Here is a 16,785-nt window from a genome sequence, read left to right as displayed (position 1 = left end):
AATGCCCATCGCATAAATTGAGAATGCACAACGCATCGTATGGATGGAATGGCGGAAAGACTGGTTCAGGCGAGAGCGCGGCGCTTTGAGAGCGCCAGCGACGCGGCGCGCGCCATGAACGTCCCCGTGCCAACCTACTCCGGTCACGAGAATGGACACCGCGGCATCCCGCTCGACGCGGCGACCCGCTATGCGCGGTTCTTCCGGGTCAGCCTAGATTGGCTCGTGTTCGGGAAGGGTCAGTCTTCAGTCGGCGACCCGAACGAGATTGAGATCCCCGTCGTCTCGTGGGTGAGCGCGGGCGAGATGGTGCGGGATGAGGTCGCTGACGCGATGATCGGGACTGTCTATGCGCGTGACCTTCCCGCCGGCGACTGGATTGCCTTGCGCGTGGAAGGCACGTCGATGGACAAGATTTCCCCGCCCGGGTCCGTGATCTTCGTCAATCGCCGGGACAAACGGCTGGTGCCCAACGGGCTCTACATTGTCGCCGATGAAGACGGGAACGCGACATACAAGCGATACCGGCCCAGCCCTGACCGCTTCGAACCGGTTTCCGTCGACGACTCCCATGAGCCCATCTTTCCCGAGGGCGCCGTGACCGTCATAGGGCGCGTGCGTCGCTCCATGATCGACATGTGACCAGCCGGACAACCGCCGGACAGATTCCGGACAAAACCCGGACAACTCGCCCTGCCTCGCGCGCGAGCGTCACGCGTGGTTTGCCGTACGCGCACGCGGGGTATTAGAACAACCTTCTTCATAGAGGTTCGTCTATTTCCTGAACGGTTCTTCCAGGTGGAAGCGCCGCAATAAGCGGCGCGCTTCCGCTCCATGAAGCAGAGGGAACCTGGACAGGTTCTTCCTAGCGACCCGCGAATCCATCTCTCGGCCCACACCTCGGACATAGCTCGGACATCGGCGGAATGCGGACGGCGCGGGGCGGCTTGAGCGCCGCCCGCCGACAGCCATTATCGCCAGCGCATTATTTTATGCACAGCGCATTGACATGTTCTTATGCACGGTGCATAACATGCTACATCAGCCGACGCGCTGACGACACCGCAGGCGATGGAGCGCCCGATGACGACGGAACTGATCTCTTTCAAGGACCTTCGGCCGGTAGCGCCGGGCGAGATGGGTATTCTTGATCTTGCGCTGGCGAAGGCCCTCGGCTTCGAGCGGCTGCGCGATATCCGCAAGATCATTGAGCGGCACGCCGACGAACTGCGGACCTATGGGTCGCTGTGCGAAAACGTGATCCACGAAACCGCCCAGGATGGCGCGGTTTCCACGACCGAAACCGCGACAGATGGCGCGGTTTCTTCCAAGCCGGCCCGGCGCGGCGGCAAGCGCGGCCCGATCGGCAAGGAGTTCGTGCTGAACGAGCATCAGGCCCTTGTCGTTTCTGCCCTCTCCCGCACCCCGAACGCGGCCATTGTCCGCAAGGCGCTGATCGAAACCTTCTTCGCCTTCCGCCGTGGACGCGCCGCCGTCAGCACGACCCTTCCCGACATGACCCAGCGCGCGGTTCGTCACCGCCGCATGATCCGCGACGCGAAGATCGACTTTGCACGCGTGGTGGCCCGGCTCGACGACCTCGGCATCGACGTCGCCAGCATCGACATGGGCGCTGTCCGCACCTTCTCCCGCCAGTTCTCGATCACCACGCACTGATCCCATTCATCGCAGGCGATGGAGCCGCCAAGATGCACCAGTCCCTTCAGAACATCGTCGACCAGGCCCGCAACATGATGCAGGCCCAGCCGGAGACGGCAGCCGCCCTGATCGAGGCACGCTCCGACGAGCTCGACGAGATGCACGTCCGCGCCGGCAACGGCCACCACCGGACGCTGCAGTACATGGCCCGCACCGGCCTCACGGCCTTCGACCTCCGCCTCGCCATCGACGAGCTGCGCGCCATCGCGCGGGGCGACGAGGTTACCGCCATCCAGATCGCTGCGGAGTGAGCGCGATGGACACCCTTCCGACCCCGAAATTCGCCATTGGCGACATCGTGTTCTACCCATCCTTCGGCACCAGGATTGAAGCCTTGCCGTGCCCCGATTGCCTCGGCACGCGCCGGTGGAAGGTCGTCACTCCGGCCGGGGCCGAACTGGACACCGAATGCCAGCGCTGCATGGGATGGGGCCGCCCGGCGGACCTCCCCAAGCCCGAGCGACAGGTCGCCTATCCGATCGTCAGCCGCCTGACCGTCGGCAAGATCGAAGTCACCACGCACCCATGGGAGGGTAGAGACCCGGTCCGGTACATGGCGTGCGAGACGGGCGTCGGATCGGGATCGATCTACGACGAGAGCAGGCTGTGCGCTTCCGAGGAAGCTGCGGAGGCCGTGGCGCAGGCCATGGCAAATGCGAAGACGATTGAGATCGCCGAGAGGCCGGAGGCCACCCGCGACTTCAAGCTGTCATCCCTCACCCTGAAGGACGCCGACCTCAGTCGAACGTGGTCTGAGCGCTACGAGGCGTGGGTCTGCTATCGGGTCCTGCGCGATGCCATCGGCACCGCACTTGAGGACGCATCGCTCTCCGCGAAAGAGAAGATCGCGGACATCGCGGCCGAGTACGAATGGGGTGTGCGCAACCGGGATCCGGGCGACGAGATCATTATCCCTGTCGTCATCGCCAAGCTGCGCCAGCAGGCGCCGCTCGCAGAGTGCGACGACGTCATGCTCGCGGACATCGCCGACGACGTGATCGACGCCGTCATGGGCGCAACCGGCCGCCGCGCTTTCGAAGCCGCAACCGCCGCGCTCGCCGCCGCCGCCGGCCCCGCGCTGAACGAAGCGGGGGTGTGAGATGGCAACGCTTGAGGATACCCCGTCTCTGCGCTGGTTCGACCGTTACCCCGCCTGCCGTCAATGCGGCAAGCGCGCCGACGGCCTGCTGATGAGCGACCGAAATGAGAGCTACGGCGCTCACTGCCAGAAGTGCGCCGACAAGCGGCTCAAGGCATCCGCCCGCGTCCGCGCTCAACTCGCCGCCCGCGCGGAAGGCGGTGCGGAATGAGCGCCGGGAAGCACACGAAAGGCGAGTGGCGCCCCGGCGTCATGAGCATGAGCGCCAAGGATTGGGCGCAGCTTCGCGGCGATGAAATCACCATCGTTCGGCGAGGCCAGGACGTTATCGCGGCGGTCTGGTGCGGTGATGACCGTGATGGCGAGGAGGAGGCCAACGCCGGCCTGATCTCCGCCGCCAAGGACTTGCTGGCAGCGGCGAAGGAATGCCTCGACGCGGAGCAGAAGCGGGCCAAGAAGCTCCTGCCCGGCGCGCCAGCCAGCACCTATTGCGCCGCGCGTTTGGAGCGCATTCAGGCCGCCATCGCTAAAGCCGAGGGCCGGTCATGAACCGCGCCCCCGTCACTCCCTCGCTCGTCCTCGCCCAGGTGCTCCCGCTGGCGGCCTGCCTCGGCGGACCGGTTCTCGCGAGCGCCGCCCTGTTCTTCATCATCGGAGGCTGACATGGCCGATGCCTGCAAATGCCTGACCTGTCAGGTTGAAGCGATGCTAACCGCCGAGGTGGCGCGGCGTGGATCGCTGATCGAATCGACCGAGATCGTCAGCCTTGCCGTCGACCTTCTCGCCTCGGCGATGCACGGCATGAACCAGGAGCAGCGCGCCTTCATCGCGCTCACCACCAGCGTCACCCTGTCCACCCGGCTCAAGATGATGGACGCCGCTGGCGCCCCGCAGCCCACGCACCAGCCGGAGGCGCGGGTTCAATGATTTCCATCGGCCTCCTGACCTCGCCGCTTCCGTTCTTGCTGCTCGGCGCCGTGATGGGGTCCGCGCTGACGATCGGTGCCGGGCTTGCTGTTTCGGAGTTCGTTCACCGTCGGCGCGAAACCGATGTCGCTGTCCGCGTGGCCCTCGAGCGCCGCTACCAGCTCGCCTTGCGCGACATTCTCGCCGCGCTCGATCACGGCGAAGACCTGCGCCGCATCCGCCGGATCGCCCGGCGCGGCCTCTACCCGCAGGCCATCGCATTCGACGACGAGCCCGTCATTCCGGAGGTCAGTCATGGGTGAGATCATCCAGAACGCCGTCATCGACTACGCGACAATCACTATAGAGCGCGGGCTCATCCTGACTTCCAGCATCGGCCTCGACTATGGCGACAGCAGCCATCAGGGCTACGGCGGGCTGGTTCTCGGCGGGATGCCGAAGTCGAAGGCCGGCGAGCATTGGGACCAGAAAAATTTCTGTGCCGAGTGGATCGTCGGTGTCATGCGCGCGGCCGATGTCGAGGACTGGTCGAAGCTGACAGGGCGCACGGTGCGCGTGAAGCGATCAGGACCGGGCCTCGTGGGCATGATCACGGCCATCGGGCACATCGTCAAAGACGACCGATGGTTCGACGCAACCGCCGCATTCGATCAGTTGGCCGCTTCAGCGGCAACGGGGGGCGGTCATGACTGACACCTTCCAGCCCATCGGCGCCGTCGCCGCGCGCGTGGTCGAGAAGGCCAGGGCGCAGACGCAGGTGCAGCGCATCCCGATCGCAGATCATGCTGCATGGCTCGCGATGCGCAAGCACGACGTCACGGCATCGGTCGTCGCCGCGCTGCTCGGTCAGGGCGTGCATGACTACATGACCGCCTACGAGCTCTATGACCTCAAGACCGGCGGGGCATCCGATGACCCGGAGGAAACCGGCCCGATGCGGCGCGGGCGCCTGCTGGAGCCGGTCGCGGTCCAGCTTCTGCGCGAGCAGCAGCCGACGTGGAAGATCACCCACAACAGCGGGGCCGGCGCGGTCTATCTGCGCGACCCGTCGATCCGTCTCGGCGCCACCGTTGACGTGTTCGTCGAGGACCCGGCGCGCGGGCCCGGCATCGTGCAGATCAAGAGCGTCGAGGGCAGCGTCTATAATCGGAAGTGGCGCGATCCCGACACGAACGAGCTGCGGCCGCCGCTGTGGATCGCGGTCCAGAGCATCACCGAGGCACACCTGGCCGGCGCGCAGTGGGCGGCCGTGGCGCCGATCGTCGTCGGCTTCGGAATCGACCTGCCGGTGATCGAGGTGCCGGTGCACGAGGGGCTGATCAAGCGCATCCGCTCATCGGTCGTGCAGTTCTGGGAGATGGTCGCCGCGGGCAAGGCCCCTCCGCCGGACTTCGCCAAGGACGGCGCGCTGATCGCCCGCATGTACGACCAGGACAACGGCGAGACCGTGAACCTCGGCGGCAATCGCATCGTCGAGGTCGTAGCGCGGCGCGATCAGCTCAAGGAAATCGAGAGCGCCGGAACTGCGGCGTCGAAGGAGCGCAAGGACCTCGATGTCGAGATCCTCCACGCCCTCGGCGAGGCGACGACCGGCATTCTGCCCGACGGCACCGTGATCAGCGCGAAGACCGTCCGGCGCGGCGCCTACACGGTCCAGCCGACCAGCTATCGCCCGATCAAGATCAAGCCCGCCCGCCCGCCCATTGCAGCGGAATGACGAGGAGCACCCGATGAACGACGTCGCGACGCAGACCGAGCGCAAGCAGCAGCACCCCCTTGTGGTGATCAAGGACCAGATCGAGCAACGCGAGCACGAATTCGCCCGCGCGCTGCCGGCGCATATCCCGGTCGAGCGGTTCAAGCGCGTGGTGCTGACTGCCGTGCAGAACAATCAGGACTTGCTGCGCGCGGATCGCCAGTCGTTCTTCAATGCCTGCATGAAATCGGCGCAGGACGGCCTGCTGCCGGACGGCCGCGACGGCGCCATCGTCCTCTATGGCAACAAGGCTCAGTGGATGCCCATGGTCTTCGGCATCCTCAAGAAGATCCGCAACTCCGGCGAGCTGGGAATGATCACCGGGCGCGTCGTCTATGGCGGCGACAAGTTCCGGTATTGGATCGACGACAGCGGTGAGCATGTCGAATACGAGCCGGCCGACACCCCGGACACCGACACGGTTCGGCGCGTCTTTGCCATGGCGAAGACCAAGGACGGCGAACTCTACGTCGAGCCGATGTCGGTCAAGGAAATCGAGAAGGTCCGGGCGATCTCCCGCGCCAAGAACAACGGCCCGTGGGTGGACTGGTGGGAGCAGATGGCGATCAAGACCGCCCTGCGCCGTCTGTCGAAGCGCCTGCCGATGTCCAGCGACCTCGACGACCTCCTGCGGCGCGACGATGACCTCTACGACCTGCAGGGTGCTGGCGATGCCGCGGTAAAGGGGCCGCGCCCCGCGCTGGTCGATGCGCTTGACCGCCTCGCTGCACCGCCGGCCGCCGCGCCGGCCCTCGCCGCACCGGATCAGGCCGAAGGCGAGGACGACGATAATTCCGAATCCGCGAAGGCCGCTCCCGCCCCCTAGGCGGCTGACGCGGAGAAGGCGGGGGCCGTCGGCTCCATCGATGCGCCCCCGCCGGCCATTCGCACCGCCGAGGAATACGTCCTCTGGGCGCGCTCGCAGATCGAGAACGCCGAGGATGGCGTCGCGCTGCTGGCGTGGTGGAAGTCCGCCGACCAGCGCGGGCTCCGCAGCAAGCTCGGCGTCGATGTCGACACTGCAACGGAGATCGCCGCCGAGGTCACGGCGCGCGCTGCCGAGTTGCGCCGCGCGGGTGTGGAGGGTTGAGCCATGCTGATTAGGTGCCTGGATTTCGAAACGACCGGCATTCCGAATGAGGACGACCCGCACGCGGTCTGCGAAATCGGCTGGTGCGATGTCGAGGTGACCGTCGGCGATCCCGTCCCGGACGCGGTCGTGACGTCGTTCGAGCCGCCGCAGACGATCCTCACCAATCCCGGCCGGCCGATGCCGGTCGAGGCGCGCGCCGTCCACCATATCAGCGATGCCGATGTCCTCGGCGCGCCGTCGCCCGATATCGCCTTCCTGCGCCTTGGACAGCCGCCGGCGGACTATCTCGCCGCGCACAATGCCGACTTCGAGCGCAAGTTCTACGGCAACGGCTCCATCGCCTGGCTGTGCACCTATAAGGCCGCACTGCGCCTCTGGCCGGATGCGCCGTCGCACAGCCTGCAGGTACTTCGCTATTGGCTCGGGCTTGAGGTGGACTTCGAAACGGCCATGCCGCCGCACCGAGCCGGGCCGGACGCCTATGTCGGCGCCGCGCTGCTGTGCCGCGTGATCGATACGGCCGCCAAGAGCGGCGTTGATCTGCCGACGCTGGCGCGCTGGTCAAGCGGGCCCGCGCTCCTCCCGCGCGTCACCTTCGGCAAGCACCGCGGCAAGCGCTGGGAAGAAGTGCCCCTCGACTATCTCGAATGGATGGTCGGGCAGAAGGACATGGATTCCGACGCCAAGGCGAACGCCCGGCATCATCTCAAGCAGCGCACCGGTGGGAGGTGATCGATGCTCGCAACCTGCGACCTCTGCACCTTCGACACAGGCACGTTGCTGATCGGGATCGCCGTCGGCCTGGCGCTGGGCATTGCCGCCACGCTCGCGGGCCGCCGCGCCCTCGATCAGGACGATTTCCCCGCCGACGATCCGCACGCCCGGCCGTTCGCGGACAGCGATGGAGGGCGGAATGGGTGATCTTCAAGACGGCCAAATCTATCGATGGCAGTATCACCATGAGGCGGGGCGAACCTATTGGTGCAAGTCCCGCATAGCGATTGTCCAGAATGGCCGGCTCTATGACACGTATTGGGGTTATGGCCCAGATCCGCTCGACCCGGCCGATGTGAAACTGACGCTACTCTGCGATCAGTCGTGGCCAAAAATCAACGCGTGGCAGGTCGCCTATTACGCCCGCTCCGATGTCGTCGACACCCGGCACTCAAACTCGATGAGCGCCGCAATCTATCTGCGCCCGGGCGCCGTTCGCAGCGCTGCCGCGATAACTGCGGCGCTCGAACATGCGGAGGAGACGGCGAACAGCGACCTCCGCATGGCGCAATGGCGGCTTGAGCGGCTGCAAGAACAGCGGGCACTTCTGCAGGCCGGCCGTCTTGATGAGGTGTCGCTATGACCAGCCTCAACCGCTCCCGCGCCCTCTCCGAGCACAATGGAGACACCCCATGACCACTGACGCGCATGACGATCTGGACCCGGGGCGGGTGGCGCGGGAGGCTATGACCAAACGTTACCCGACGATGCACTGCAACCAATTCCGGATAGCGCTGGAATACGCCATCCTCGGCGCCCGCGCCATGAAGGCCGCGTACGAGGCGGCGGGGGCGAAGGCGGCCATCTATGTCAGCAAGGGGCAGATGGAGGCCATCGAGGATCGCCCCGGCGATGACGTGGGAGGCGTATATCTGCCCATACGCAAGGCGCCCGGCGGGCTGTTTCAGTTTCCCCTCTACGCCCACCCTCCCACCGTCGCTGCGGAGCGGGTGAAGGTCAAGTCTCTCAAATGGTCCGACCACCCTGCCGGCGGGAGGCAGGCCGTCGCGGCGGGCCTCGGCTTGTACAGGGTGCATCGAAACGGGAAGTCTTGGTACCTGGACCAAGACCACATGGGGGATTCTGGCGGGGAGACTGCCGCGCAAGCCGACTATGAGCAGCGCATCCTCTCTGCCCTCGAAGGCGGCGGGGCGCAGGAGGCTCGTCCGAACGATAAGTGCGAGGGATGCGACGGATATAATTGCGACGATGGGTGCGCTTATCCGGGCGTTGCCGCTGCGCGCTCCACCCCCGCGCCGGGTCTGGTGGAGCGGCTGAGGAAGCGACTTCTTCGGTTCAGCGAGGAGGCCGAGGCTAGGTTCTATTCCGCCGATGACGAGGGGTTGGATATCGAGATCGGTGAGTACATCACCGCCCTAGAGGCCGACAACAAGGCCAAGGATGCGCGGATCGCGGATTTGGAAGCACTCAACCTCGGCATCCATGCACTAAAGGCCCGCGCCACAGCCGCCGAAACCGAACTCGCCGCGCTGAGGGGCGAGGTGGAGCGCATATCAAAGGTGAAGCGCGGAGACGCCAGCACCGACAACCTCACGACCGCCATTAACAGGCTGAATGCCGTTATCGACATCGCCCGCGCCTCCCTCGCGACGGCGAAGGAGGGCTGAGGCGATGGCAGAGCCGCTCCCCGTCTACATCATCGACCTAAACGAGGACCGCAACTGGGGCGAGTGCTCCATATGCGAGAAATACAAGAGGCTCGATCATGCGGTTGGCTGGTACTGCGGCCCAACGCACGACGAGATCGGCAGCATCACCACCGAATATTCTGACGGCGGCGTCGTTGGCGGCATGCGTGTCTGCCGAGAGTGCCACGACGGGTTCTATCTCCCCCTCGCATCCACGGAGGCCGGCCATGAGCACGGGTGAGCGCGATATGCAGTGGCGGCTCGTGCCGGTTAAGCCGACGCCAGAGATGATCGAGGCGGGCGGCGAAGCCAACCCAACCGACTGGAACGAGGGTACCGACTATACGTTTCCTAGCGATGTTGCCGAGGCGGTCTACCGCGCCATGCTCGCCGCCGCACCCCAGCCCGCGCCTGCCGGGGAGCCGGTGGTGACTGTGTACGCCTATTATGGACCAAAAGGGCCGGAGGTGTCTGCGCATGTGACCCGGCCGGAGGACTTCCAGGTCATCAACGATCGCACGACGCAATACCCCCTCTACACCACCCCACCCACCGTAGACACCGGCGCGGTGAGGCGGGCGGCGCTGGAGGAGGCGGCGAAGAAGCTGGCCGGCCATCTGCGCCTTATTGCAGACAGCATGGAGGAGCGCTGCTCAGGGTTTTATCCCGATGACCTGCGGGAGATCGCAGCCGCGCTCTTGACCGAGGCACGCGCTTGCGCCCTCGCGCCGCAGCCCGCCCCGCCGACTGATGGGGGTGAGTGATGAGCGAGTGTTGCGGGACCTGCCGCTTCTGGCGGCTGCGGAGCGATCCGGCAAAAGACTTGGGAGGCGGCTATTGCGTCCGTTTCCCGCCAATGGCGCCGATGACCTTCGCCATCTTCGCCGACACAACGACGCGCTGGACCGCATATGCCGGGACCGAACATCTCAACGACGCATGGCCGAACACAAGCCAGCAATCGTGGTGCGGCGAATACCAGCCCGCCGGCCACGCTGCCCTAGCCGCTCTCGACGGGGAGAAGTGAGATGGGAAGCGACAAGCCGCATGCCGCGCCACGTCCGAGCGGGGTCCGTTTCCCGGTCGAGCCTCGGGATGTGCCCGCGGCGAAGGCGGCGCGGCGCCTCCACCTTACGCTCGTTGAGTTCGAAGCGGCGCGGCCTGCGCTGCATGCGCGCGGGTTCCCGCAGCCCGACCCGACCACGGGCATGTATGACCTCAAGGCCATCGATGGATGGATGGACAGCCGATCGAACTTGACCGGCCATTCTGTTGCGCGCGATTCTCGCCACATGTTCAACGAGCGCCTAGCCAATCTGTGAGGGCCCTTGGGAGCCGACAAGATCCGCTATCTGGTCTTTCTCCAGGGCAAGTGGCGCTGGCGGCCGACACGCGCCATGAAAGCGCACGGATTCCGCATGGTCACGCTGGGGGCTGTGCTGACGGATTCCGACCGTGCCCGCGCGCTTGCTCTCAATGGAGAATGGGATAGAGCCCGCTGTGGCGCCCCCTTGCCCGGCGCCCGAGCCCCCTACCCTCCGGGCAGCGTCGGAGACGGCTATAGGCGGGCGATGGCGATGCGTGCCGAGGACCGGAAAGGCCGCGGCATCGTCTGGACCTCCGAGCGGGCTAGCCGAGACGATTGGCCTCGCGCATGGCGATGGATCGAGCCTCTTTTTGGCGACTTCGATCCGCGCACCATCCCGCCGGAACAGATGCAGGGCCTGCGCCGCCACATTTCCGAGAAAGTGTCGGAAGGAGAGGCATTCCGCACCATCAAGGTCTGGCGCGCCCTTTGGAAGAAAATGGCGGTCATGGGCTACTGTGCGCCCGGCGCCGACCCTTCCATGGCTATGCCGAACTCGGCGCCCCAGCCCCGGAACGATTTGTGGACGGACCACGAAGTGAAGCGTCTCGTGCAGAGAGCGTGGCGCCTTGGCTATCGCGGCCTTGCCGCCTGCATGGCCGTCGCATGGGACAGTCAGTTGTCGCCGGTCGACCTGCGAACCCTCACGGCATCCCAGAAGCGCCGGGACGGCGCAGGAACGTACTTCGCTGTCGAGAGGGCGAAGACCGGCCGCGCCGCGGCTGCGACCCTATCGCTTTGGTCCGACGCGATCCTAAATGCCTATCTGGAGGGCCTCGGGTTCGAACTGCTCGACAACGCCGCGCTGTTCCGAACCCGCCATGTGGAGCCGACGACAGCCGGCGGCAGGCGCTGGCTTCCGCGCCCGTACAGCAAGGACAAGCTGGGTAAGGATTTTGCGGCCGTCCGCGCCGCGGTCTTCGGGCCAGAAGAGACGAGGCAGCTCGCCGACATGCGCCGTTCGGGCACCGTAGAGGCATTTGCCGGTGGCGCGAGCCCGGGGGGCGTGTCGGCCAAGATGGCGAACACACTCTCTGCATCGACCCGACTGCAGAAGACTTACGCGCCGGTCCACATCGCGACGGTGCGCCAAGTCGACGGCGCTCGCGAGATCGGGCGGGCGAGGATACGGGAACAAAAAGACACGGAAAGTGTCACGGCGCCGGTCAATCTAGTATCACGGAAAACCCGAAACCAGCCGTAAGCCATTGAATTGAATGGCGGGAGTGACGGGGCTCGAACCCGCGACCTCCGGCGTGACAGGCCGGCGCTCTAACCAACTGAGCTACACCCCCAACGACGGGTCCGTGTGGACCGCTCGTCGAGTGGGGCGGGTGTTAAGGCAGCCATTACCGGGTGTCAAGCGCATCCGCGACATTCCCCCGATGGCTCATCCGGGTAGCTGTGGACGACGCTTCACCAGCATCGCATCCGCCAGCGCCATCGCTGCGATCAGCAGCGGTACGGCGAGGAAGGTTCCCGCCGGGCCCCAGAGCCAGGTCCACCACGCCATGGACAGGAAAACCGCGAAAGGGTTGAGCGAGACCCGCCGCCCCACGATCAGCGGCGTGAGCAGCTGCCCCTCGACGCTGGTGATGGCCAGGAACATCGCCGCCGGCAGCAGCCCGCCGACGATGCCGGGGAAACTGACGACGCCGGCAATGGCGAGGATCAGCGTCATCACCGCCGGGCCGAGATAGGGGATGTAGTTGAGCAGGCACGCGAGCGCGCCCCACAGCGGCGGATTTGGCATGCCCAGCGCCCAGGTCATGAGGCCGGTCGCGATGCCGAGGCCGATATTGATGAAGGTTGCCGTCACCAGATAGGCGCCCAGCCGCTCCTCGATCTCGCGGAACACGCGCAGCGCCGTCAGCCGCGCCGAGCGCGGCCCCATAGCCTGCACGAGGCGGCGCTTGATCTGGATCCGGCCGGCCAGGAAGAACAGCAGCGAACCGACAAACAGGATGAACTCGCCGATCGCCGGCGTTACCAGCCCGAGCGCGCTTTCCAGCATGCGTGAATCGGCGATGCGCACTGTCATCGGCGGCTCGGCCACCCGCCCAACCGATTCGATGGATTCGACGAAGGAGCCGATCGTGTGGAGCATCGGCTTCAGCGCGGCGAAACGCTCCGCCATGATGGCGCCGATTTCCGGAGCCCGCGCCGTCCAGTCCGCCAGCGGCGCGGCGAGCGTCACCGCCGCACCATAGATCAGCCCCACCAGCGCGGCGACGATTAGCACGGAGCCGAGCGGCGTCGGCAGGCCCCGGCGCGCCATCGCCTCGATCGCCGGCCCGATGACGCTGCCGATGATCACCGCGGCAACGATCGGCACCAGCACGGCGCGCGCAATGACCATTGCGGCGGCAAAGGCCAATAACGCCGTGACGATGACCGCGAGCTGGGTGGCCCGGCGCCAGAGACGCTCCGTGCGCTCCTGCTCCGGCGATGCGGAGGTCTCCGCTGCCGCCCCACCCGCCGTGCCGCGCCAAATGTCCATGTTCCGCCCTCACCCCAGCCGGCCTGCGGCTCGCCAGCGTGCAAACGCACGGCCCCTCCCCCGGTTCCTCGCGCGGCGGCGACGGGAGGGCCTTCTTCGATAATTTCGCGGCCGAGCGCCCTCCGCACACGCCTGACGGCCCTCCCGCGGGTCGTCGATCCTCCAGCTGGAAGCGCCGACCGCGGGACACGGGCGAGTGCGCCGCGTTGCATCGCGAGCCAATGCCCCTTATTGACGCCTGCCGTGGTTCTGCTGGCGTCGACGCGTTTGGCCGACGGAGCCGCCCGAGCAAGGGAGCATCGCTGTGGCCATGACCCAGTCGGAGAACACCCCGACCGCCCTGACCGAGGGGGACGCGGTGCTGCGCGCCTGCGTACGGCGCACGCTGTCCATCGAGGCCGACGGTCTCGCCGCACTCGCGAACAGCGTGGATGGGCCGCTGGGCCATGCCATCGAGGAGGCCACGCGGCTGATCGAGACCGCCCGCGGGCGCGTCATCGTCACCGGCATGGGCAAGAGTGGGCATATCGGCCGCAAGCTGGCCGCGACGCTCGCCTCCACCGGCACGCCGGCGCTGTTCCTGCACGCGGCGGAAGCGGGGCACGGCGATCTCGGCATGGTGACGCCGGACGACGTTGTCCTGGCGCTGTCCTGGTCGGGTGAAACCGCCGAGCTCGGCGATGTCGTGCACTATGCTCGCCGCTTCGCCGTGCCGCTGCTCGCCATGACCTCCAATGCCGAGAGCACGCTCGGGCGCGCCGCGGACGTCGTCCTGATCATGCCGCGCGTGGAGGAGGCGTGCCCGAACGGCCTCGCCCCCACCACATCGACCCTCATCCAGCTGGCGCTGGGCGATGCGCTCGCCGTGGCGCTGCTGGAGCGGCGCGGCTTCTCCGCCTCGGATTTTCGCGTGTTCCACCCCGGCGGCAAGCTGGGCGCGCGCCTGCTCAAGGTGGCGGACCTGATGCACCAGGGCGAGGCGATGCCGCTGGTGCGCCTCGGCACGCAGATGGCGGAGGCGCTGATCGAGATCACCGGCAAGCGCTTCGGCTGCTGCGGCGTGGTCGATGGCGACGGACGGCTCGTCGGCATCATCACCGATGGCGACCTGCGCCGGCACATGGGCACGGACCTGCTGCCCCGGCCAGTCGAGGACGTCATGACCGCCTCCCCCTTCGTCGTCCAGCCCGGCGAGCTCGCCAGCGCGGCGCTCGGCCGGATGAACCGCCGTCCCGTGCCCGTCACCGTGCTTTTCGCGGTCGTGGATGGCGCACCGGTCGGCATTCTCCATATTCACGATATCCTGCGGGCCGGCGTCGTCTGACGCCGCCAGCGGCCTTCCCAGTTGCAAGGAAACCTCCCATGAGCGGCGCCAATAACCGAGCCAACGCCGTCGTCACCGTGGGCGATGTGCGCTTCGGCAATGAACTGCCGCTCGCGCTCATCGCCGGCCCCTGCCAGATGGAAAGCCGCGAGCATGCGCTGGAATGCGCCGCCGCGATCAAGGAGATCGCGGGCCGGCGCGGCATCGGCGTCGTCTTCAAGACCTCCTTCGACAAGGCCAACCGTACCTCGATCAAGGGCGCGCGCGGCATGGGGCTGAAGGCGGCCCTGCCGATCTTCGCGGAAATCCGCGAGCGCTACGGCATGCCGGTGCTGACCGACGTGCACGACAACGATCAGTGCGCGCCCGTGGCCGAGGTGGTCGACATCCTGCAGATTCCCGCCTTCCTGTGCCGCCAGACCGACCTTCTGATCGCGGCGGCGAATACCGGCCGCGTGGTCAATGTGAAGAAGGGCCAGTTCCTCGCCCCCTGGGACATGAAGAACGTGGTGGCCAAGCTCATCGAGAGCGAAAACCCCAACGTGCTGGTCACTGAGCGCGGCGTCTCCTTCGGCTACAACACGCTGGTGACGGACATGCGCGCTTTGCCGATCATGGCCGAGACGACCGGCGCGCCGGTGATCTTCGACGCCACCCATTCGGTGCAGCAGCCGGGCGGCCAGGGCACCTCCTCGGGCGGCCAGCGCGAATTCGTGCCGGTGCTGGCGCGCGCCGCCGTGGCGGTCGGCGTCGCTGGCGTGTTCATCGAAACCCACCCCGATCCCGACCACGCCCCGTCCGACGGCCCGAACATGGTTCCCCTCAACCAGTTCGAGGAACTCGTCGCCCGGCTTCAGGCCTTCGATCGCGTGTCGAAGAACCTCGCCAACTGAGGCGATTCCGGCCGGAGGCGAGAGACGTGTCGACGCAGCCCTCCGGCCACGCCACCCGCCTGCCCTCGCCGGTTCTCTGGCTGGTACGCGTTGGGGCCGTCGCCTGCCTCGTTGCGCTGCCGATGTTGTCGCTGCTGCCTGCGGACCACATTGAGCGCACCGGGGCGGACAAGAATCTCGAGCACTTCATCGCCTATTTCGGCACCGGGCTGCTGCTGACGCTTGGCATCGCCGATCCGCGCCGGCGCCTCTATGCCGCGCTCGCGCTGGTGGCGCTCGCCGGCGCGCTGGAGGTCGCCCAGAACTTCACGCTGACCCGCAGTTCCGAACTGGCGCAGTTCCTCGGCGGAGCCGCCGGCGCGGGCGCTGGCCTGCTTGCCGGCACCGTGGGCCGCGCCCTGCTGCTGCGGATCGTCGGTCGCCTATGAGCCGAAAGCGGCGAGCAGGCGCCGGCTGCCACGCCACAGCGTCCATGTCCGCGCCAGCGGCGAGGCGGCGGGCACCTGAACGAAGGGGTCGTGCGCACGCTCCATCCGCTTGAGATCGCCCGGCACCAGCGCCAACGGCAGGAAGGCCGGCAGGAGGCGTGGATCGACGCCGCGCAGGCTCGCCATCGCGAGTTCGTAATGTTTGCGGGCCAGCACCCGCATCTCGCCCAGCGCCGCACGCAGCGCCGGGCTCGCGGCGCCCGACACCGCGTCGTCCCGCTTCAGTCCATGCGCGGCGAGAATGTCGAGCGGCACGTAGCACTGGCCGCGCCGGGCATGGAACGGGAAGCACCGCAGCAGGCCGGTGATCGCATAGGCCACACCGGCATGACCGGCCGCATCGGCCGATCCGCGATCGGCACCACCGGTGAGAATGATGCCGGCGAGGCGGATCAGCGCCGAGGACGTCTCCCCCGCATAACCCTCGAGGTCGTTCACGCTCGGCATCGGGTCGTCATAGAGATCGAAGACGCGGGCATCGAGCAGCGCGAAGAAGGTCTCGCGTGGCAGGCGATACGCCTCGATGGCGTCGAGCAGCGCTGCCGCGACGGGGTTGGCCCGCACGTCGCCGCGCGCGCCGCCGATCAGCGCATCGCTCCACCACTGCAGGCGGACCTCGCCGGCCATCGGGTTGGTGATGGCCTCGCGGACGCGGGCGACCTCGACATTGAAGGCATGCAGGGCGAACAGTGCACCACGCCTGTCCGCCGGGGCGAACAGGTCGGCAATGTAGCGGTCGCGGTCGAGATCGCGCACCAGAGCCGCGCAATAGGCGCCGTCGGCCTCGCTCATCTGCGTCTCCGGGCTCACGGGAGCGCCAGAAGGGCTGCGGCGACGGCGCGCCCTTCCGCCAGCAGCACATTATAGGTCGAGGCGGCGGCGACCGTGGGCATGGTGTCCACGCGAATGGCCGCGTCGCGCAGTCGCCAGCGCAGGGCATCCGGCAGCGGCCACGGGTCGTCCCCCGTGCCGATCAGCAGGAGTTCGATCCGATCCGCCTGTGCCAGCACCAGCTGGAGAGAGGCCGCGTCGATGTCGGCGGTCGTCACCGCCGCCCAGGCGTGGATGCCCGAGGGCAGCGCCAGGACGGAGCCCTCGGACGCCATGCCGGCGAAGTGGAACGACCGACGGCCATAGCCGTCGATCGGAACCTGGCGCGGAAGATGAGCGTCGGGCGTGGCCATGCCGGGCCTCCCT

26 protein-coding genes and 1 tRNA gene are annotated in these 16,785 nt (G+C 67.1%); 23 read left to right on the top strand and 4 right to left on the bottom strand.

Translation table 11 applies throughout. From position 1 onward, the window contains the following. Positions 1 to 48: 48 nt before the first annotated feature. The 20 genes from ACO2RV_RS16975 to ACO2RV_RS16880 all read left to right on the top strand — a co-directional run bounded on the left by ACO2RV_RS16975 (position 49) and on the right by ACO2RV_RS16880 (position 11,587). The gene (locus tag ACO2RV_RS16975; RefSeq protein ID WP_423295069.1) at positions 49 to 642 is read left to right on the top strand and encodes a LexA family transcriptional regulator; all 594 of its coding nucleotides are present in this window, start codon (positions 49 to 51) and stop codon (positions 640 to 642) included. Positions 643 to 1,083: 441 nt separating this feature from the next. Then, positions 1,084 to 1,677, top strand: a complete 594-nt coding sequence (locus ACO2RV_RS16970; protein ID WP_423295067.1) for a hypothetical protein — start codon at positions 1,084 to 1,086, stop codon at positions 1,675 to 1,677. Positions 1,678 to 1,709: 32 nt separating this feature from the next. Beyond that, the gene (locus ACO2RV_RS16965) at positions 1,710 to 1,970 is read left to right on the top strand and encodes a hypothetical protein (RefSeq protein ID WP_423295065.1); all 261 of its coding nucleotides are present in this window, start codon (positions 1,710 to 1,712) and stop codon (positions 1,968 to 1,970) included. Positions 1,971 to 1,975: 5 nt separating this feature from the next. Further along, positions 1,976 to 2,818 (top strand): hypothetical protein, encoded by an 843-nt coding sequence (locus ACO2RV_RS16960; RefSeq protein ID WP_423295063.1) that lies wholly within the window; start codon positions 1,976 to 1,978, stop codon positions 2,816 to 2,818. Position 2,819: 1 nt separating this feature from the next. Beyond that, positions 2,820 to 3,029 (top strand): hypothetical protein, encoded by a 210-nt coding sequence (locus tag ACO2RV_RS16955; protein WP_423295061.1) that lies wholly within the window; start codon positions 2,820 to 2,822, stop codon positions 3,027 to 3,029. Next, a complete protein-coding gene (locus ACO2RV_RS16950) occupies positions 3,026 to 3,367 on the top strand; it encodes a hypothetical protein (protein ID WP_423295059.1) in 342 nt (113 codons plus the stop codon). The genes ACO2RV_RS16955 and ACO2RV_RS16950 overlap by 4 nt, the downstream gene beginning before the upstream one ends. Before the next feature lie 114 nt (positions 3,368 to 3,481). Next, on the top strand, positions 3,482 to 3,745 hold the full coding sequence (locus tag ACO2RV_RS16945; RefSeq protein ID WP_423295057.1) for a hypothetical protein: 264 nt from the start codon (positions 3,482 to 3,484) through the stop codon (positions 3,743 to 3,745). Further along, positions 3,742 to 4,047, top strand: coding sequence for a hypothetical protein (locus tag ACO2RV_RS16940; RefSeq protein ID WP_423295055.1), 306 nt, complete (start codon positions 3,742 to 3,744; stop codon positions 4,045 to 4,047). The genes ACO2RV_RS16945 and ACO2RV_RS16940 overlap by 4 nt, the downstream gene beginning before the upstream one ends. Continuing rightward, on the top strand, positions 4,040 to 4,438 hold the full coding sequence (locus tag ACO2RV_RS16935) for a hypothetical protein (protein WP_423295053.1): 399 nt from the start codon (positions 4,040 to 4,042) through the stop codon (positions 4,436 to 4,438). The genes ACO2RV_RS16940 and ACO2RV_RS16935 overlap by 8 nt, the downstream gene beginning before the upstream one ends. Then, positions 4,431 to 5,462, top strand: a complete 1,032-nt coding sequence (locus tag ACO2RV_RS16930) for a YqaJ viral recombinase family protein (protein WP_423295051.1) — start codon at positions 4,431 to 4,433, stop codon at positions 5,460 to 5,462. The genes ACO2RV_RS16935 and ACO2RV_RS16930 overlap by 8 nt, the downstream gene beginning before the upstream one ends. Before the next feature lie 13 nt (positions 5,463 to 5,475). Then, entirely contained in the window at positions 5,476 to 6,327 is an 852-nt protein-coding gene (locus tag ACO2RV_RS16925; protein WP_423295049.1) for a recombinase RecT, read from the top strand. A 267-nt stretch (positions 6,328 to 6,594) separates the two neighbouring features. Next, entirely contained in the window at positions 6,595 to 7,326 is a 732-nt protein-coding gene (locus ACO2RV_RS16920; RefSeq protein WP_423295047.1) for a hypothetical protein, read from the top strand. Positions 7,327 to 7,329: 3 nt separating this feature from the next. Further along, a complete protein-coding gene (locus tag ACO2RV_RS16915; protein WP_423295045.1) occupies positions 7,330 to 7,515 on the top strand; it encodes a hypothetical protein in 186 nt (61 codons plus the stop codon). Next, positions 7,508 to 7,951, top strand: a complete 444-nt coding sequence (locus ACO2RV_RS16910; protein WP_423295042.1) for a hypothetical protein — start codon at positions 7,508 to 7,510, stop codon at positions 7,949 to 7,951. Before ACO2RV_RS16915 ends, ACO2RV_RS16910 begins: the two co-directional genes overlap by 8 nt. A 49-nt stretch (positions 7,952 to 8,000) precedes the next feature. After that, entirely contained in the window at positions 8,001 to 8,996 is a 996-nt protein-coding gene (locus tag ACO2RV_RS16905; protein WP_423295040.1) for a hypothetical protein, read from the top strand. Positions 8,997 to 9,000: 4 nt separating this feature from the next. Further along, positions 9,001 to 9,258: a hypothetical protein gene (locus tag ACO2RV_RS16900; protein ID WP_423295038.1), complete on the top strand. Its 258-nt coding sequence runs from the start codon at positions 9,001 to 9,003 to the stop codon at positions 9,256 to 9,258. Next, on the top strand, positions 9,245 to 9,781 hold the full coding sequence (locus ACO2RV_RS16895) for a hypothetical protein (RefSeq protein ID WP_423295036.1): 537 nt from the start codon (positions 9,245 to 9,247) through the stop codon (positions 9,779 to 9,781). The genes ACO2RV_RS16900 and ACO2RV_RS16895 overlap by 14 nt, the downstream gene beginning before the upstream one ends. Before the next feature lie 101 nt (positions 9,782 to 9,882). After that, positions 9,883 to 10,044 (top strand): hypothetical protein, encoded by a 162-nt coding sequence (locus tag ACO2RV_RS16890; protein WP_423295034.1) that lies wholly within the window; start codon positions 9,883 to 9,885, stop codon positions 10,042 to 10,044. Between the two features lies 1 nt (position 10,045). Then, the gene (locus tag ACO2RV_RS16885; RefSeq protein ID WP_423295032.1) at positions 10,046 to 10,339 is read left to right on the top strand and encodes a hypothetical protein; all 294 of its coding nucleotides are present in this window, start codon (positions 10,046 to 10,048) and stop codon (positions 10,337 to 10,339) included. A 255-nt stretch (positions 10,340 to 10,594) separates the two neighbouring features. Then, entirely contained in the window at positions 10,595 to 11,587 is a 993-nt protein-coding gene (locus tag ACO2RV_RS16880) for a hypothetical protein (protein WP_423295030.1), read from the top strand. A 14-nt stretch (positions 11,588 to 11,601) separates the two neighbouring features. Here ACO2RV_RS16880 and ACO2RV_RS16875 read toward each other — a convergent pair. Together ACO2RV_RS16875 and ACO2RV_RS16870 are read right to left on the bottom strand one after the other, a co-directional pair. Continuing rightward, positions 11,602 to 11,678: transfer RNA gene (locus ACO2RV_RS16875), tRNA-Asp, on the bottom strand. 95 nt (positions 11,679 to 11,773) lie between these two features. Next, positions 11,774 to 12,883, bottom strand: coding sequence for an AI-2E family transporter (locus ACO2RV_RS16870; protein ID WP_423295028.1), 1,110 nt, complete (start codon positions 12,881 to 12,883; stop codon positions 11,774 to 11,776). A gap of 310 nt (positions 12,884 to 13,193) precedes the next feature. Between ACO2RV_RS16870 and ACO2RV_RS16865 the strand changes: the two genes are divergently transcribed. The 3 genes from ACO2RV_RS16865 to ACO2RV_RS16855 are packed head-to-tail and all read left to right on the top strand — an operon-like array spanning position 13,194 to position 15,528. Next, positions 13,194 to 14,207, top strand: a complete 1,014-nt coding sequence (locus ACO2RV_RS16865) for a KpsF/GutQ family sugar-phosphate isomerase (protein WP_423295186.1) — start codon at positions 13,194 to 13,196, stop codon at positions 14,205 to 14,207. A gap of 38 nt (positions 14,208 to 14,245) precedes the next feature. After that, positions 14,246 to 15,100, top strand: coding sequence for a 3-deoxy-8-phosphooctulonate synthase (gene kdsA, locus ACO2RV_RS16860; protein WP_423295026.1), 855 nt, complete (start codon positions 14,246 to 14,248; stop codon positions 15,098 to 15,100). Positions 15,101 to 15,126: 26 nt separating this feature from the next. Further along, positions 15,127 to 15,528 (top strand): hypothetical protein, encoded by a 402-nt coding sequence (locus tag ACO2RV_RS16855; RefSeq protein ID WP_423295024.1) that lies wholly within the window; start codon positions 15,127 to 15,129, stop codon positions 15,526 to 15,528. Here ACO2RV_RS16855 and ACO2RV_RS16850 read toward each other — a convergent pair. Together ACO2RV_RS16850 and ACO2RV_RS16845 are read right to left on the bottom strand one after the other, a co-directional pair. Next, positions 15,523 to 16,380, bottom strand: a complete 858-nt coding sequence (locus ACO2RV_RS16850) for a phytoene/squalene synthase family protein (RefSeq protein WP_423295022.1) — start codon at positions 16,378 to 16,380, stop codon at positions 15,523 to 15,525. The genes ACO2RV_RS16855 and ACO2RV_RS16850 overlap by 6 nt on opposite strands. Before the next feature lie 14 nt (positions 16,381 to 16,394). Further along, positions 16,395 to 16,772, bottom strand: coding sequence for an Mth938-like domain-containing protein (locus ACO2RV_RS16845; protein ID WP_423295020.1), 378 nt, complete (start codon positions 16,770 to 16,772; stop codon positions 16,395 to 16,397). Positions 16,773 to 16,785: the final 13 nt, after the last annotated feature.

Origin of the sequence: Ancylobacter sp. VNQ12, from assembly GCF_049445835.1 — a bacterium.
Lineage (GTDB): Bacteria > Pseudomonadota > Alphaproteobacteria > Rhizobiales > Xanthobacteraceae > Ancylobacter.
This window is presented reverse-complemented; position numbering and strand designations above follow the sequence as displayed.

Excerpts from the sequence above, each read along its gene's own strand:
- ACO2RV_RS16920 (WP_423295047.1), top strand. The coding sequence starts at position 6,595 with ATGCTGATTAGGTGCCTGGATTTCGAAACGACCGGCATTCCGAATGAG.
- ACO2RV_RS16885 (WP_423295032.1), top strand. The coding sequence starts at position 10,046 with ATGGGAAGCGACAAGCCGCATGCCGCGCCACGTCCGAGCGGGGTCCGT.
- ACO2RV_RS16865 (WP_423295186.1), top strand. The coding sequence starts at position 13,194 with ATGACCCAGTCGGAGAACACCCCGACCGCCCTGACCGAGGGGGACGCG.
- ACO2RV_RS16890 (WP_423295034.1), top strand. The coding sequence starts at position 9,883 with ATGACCTTCGCCATCTTCGCCGACACAACGACGCGCTGGACCGCATAT.
- ACO2RV_RS16845 (WP_423295020.1), bottom strand. The coding sequence starts at position 16,772 with ATGGCCACGCCCGACGCTCATCTTCCGCGCCAGGTTCCGATCGACGGC.
- ACO2RV_RS16880 (WP_423295030.1), top strand. The coding sequence starts at position 10,595 with ATGCGTGCCGAGGACCGGAAAGGCCGCGGCATCGTCTGGACCTCCGAG.
- ACO2RV_RS16895 (WP_423295036.1), top strand. The coding sequence starts at position 9,245 with ATGAGCACGGGTGAGCGCGATATGCAGTGGCGGCTCGTGCCGGTTAAG.
- ACO2RV_RS16935 (WP_423295053.1), top strand. The coding sequence starts at position 4,040 with ATGGGTGAGATCATCCAGAACGCCGTCATCGACTACGCGACAATCACT.
- ACO2RV_RS16960 (WP_423295063.1), top strand. The coding sequence starts at position 1,976 with ATGGACACCCTTCCGACCCCGAAATTCGCCATTGGCGACATCGTGTTC.
- ACO2RV_RS16870 (WP_423295028.1), bottom strand. The coding sequence starts at position 12,883 with ATGGACATTTGGCGCGGCACGGCGGGTGGGGCGGCAGCGGAGACCTCC.
- kdsA (WP_423295026.1), top strand. The coding sequence starts at position 14,246 with ATGAGCGGCGCCAATAACCGAGCCAACGCCGTCGTCACCGTGGGCGAT.
- ACO2RV_RS16905 (WP_423295040.1), top strand. The coding sequence starts at position 8,001 with ATGACCACTGACGCGCATGACGATCTGGACCCGGGGCGGGTGGCGCGG.
- ACO2RV_RS16955 (WP_423295061.1), top strand. The coding sequence starts at position 2,820 with ATGGCAACGCTTGAGGATACCCCGTCTCTGCGCTGGTTCGACCGTTAC.
- ACO2RV_RS16915 (WP_423295045.1), top strand. The coding sequence starts at position 7,330 with ATGCTCGCAACCTGCGACCTCTGCACCTTCGACACAGGCACGTTGCTG.
- ACO2RV_RS16950 (WP_423295059.1), top strand. The coding sequence starts at position 3,026 with ATGAGCGCCGGGAAGCACACGAAAGGCGAGTGGCGCCCCGGCGTCATG.
- ACO2RV_RS16970 (WP_423295067.1), top strand. The coding sequence starts at position 1,084 with ATGACGACGGAACTGATCTCTTTCAAGGACCTTCGGCCGGTAGCGCCG.
- ACO2RV_RS16850 (WP_423295022.1), bottom strand. The coding sequence starts at position 16,380 with ATGAGCGAGGCCGACGGCGCCTATTGCGCGGCTCTGGTGCGCGATCTC.
- ACO2RV_RS16900 (WP_423295038.1), top strand. The coding sequence starts at position 9,001 with ATGGCAGAGCCGCTCCCCGTCTACATCATCGACCTAAACGAGGACCGC.
- ACO2RV_RS16975 (WP_423295069.1), top strand. The coding sequence starts at position 49 with ATGGCGGAAAGACTGGTTCAGGCGAGAGCGCGGCGCTTTGAGAGCGCC.
- ACO2RV_RS16930 (WP_423295051.1), top strand. The coding sequence starts at position 4,431 with ATGACTGACACCTTCCAGCCCATCGGCGCCGTCGCCGCGCGCGTGGTC.
- ACO2RV_RS16940 (WP_423295055.1), top strand. The coding sequence starts at position 3,742 with ATGATTTCCATCGGCCTCCTGACCTCGCCGCTTCCGTTCTTGCTGCTC.
- ACO2RV_RS16925 (WP_423295049.1), top strand. The coding sequence starts at position 5,476 with ATGAACGACGTCGCGACGCAGACCGAGCGCAAGCAGCAGCACCCCCTT.
- ACO2RV_RS16965 (WP_423295065.1), top strand. The coding sequence starts at position 1,710 with ATGCACCAGTCCCTTCAGAACATCGTCGACCAGGCCCGCAACATGATG.
- ACO2RV_RS16945 (WP_423295057.1), top strand. The coding sequence starts at position 3,482 with ATGGCCGATGCCTGCAAATGCCTGACCTGTCAGGTTGAAGCGATGCTA.
- ACO2RV_RS16910 (WP_423295042.1), top strand. The coding sequence starts at position 7,508 with ATGGGTGATCTTCAAGACGGCCAAATCTATCGATGGCAGTATCACCAT.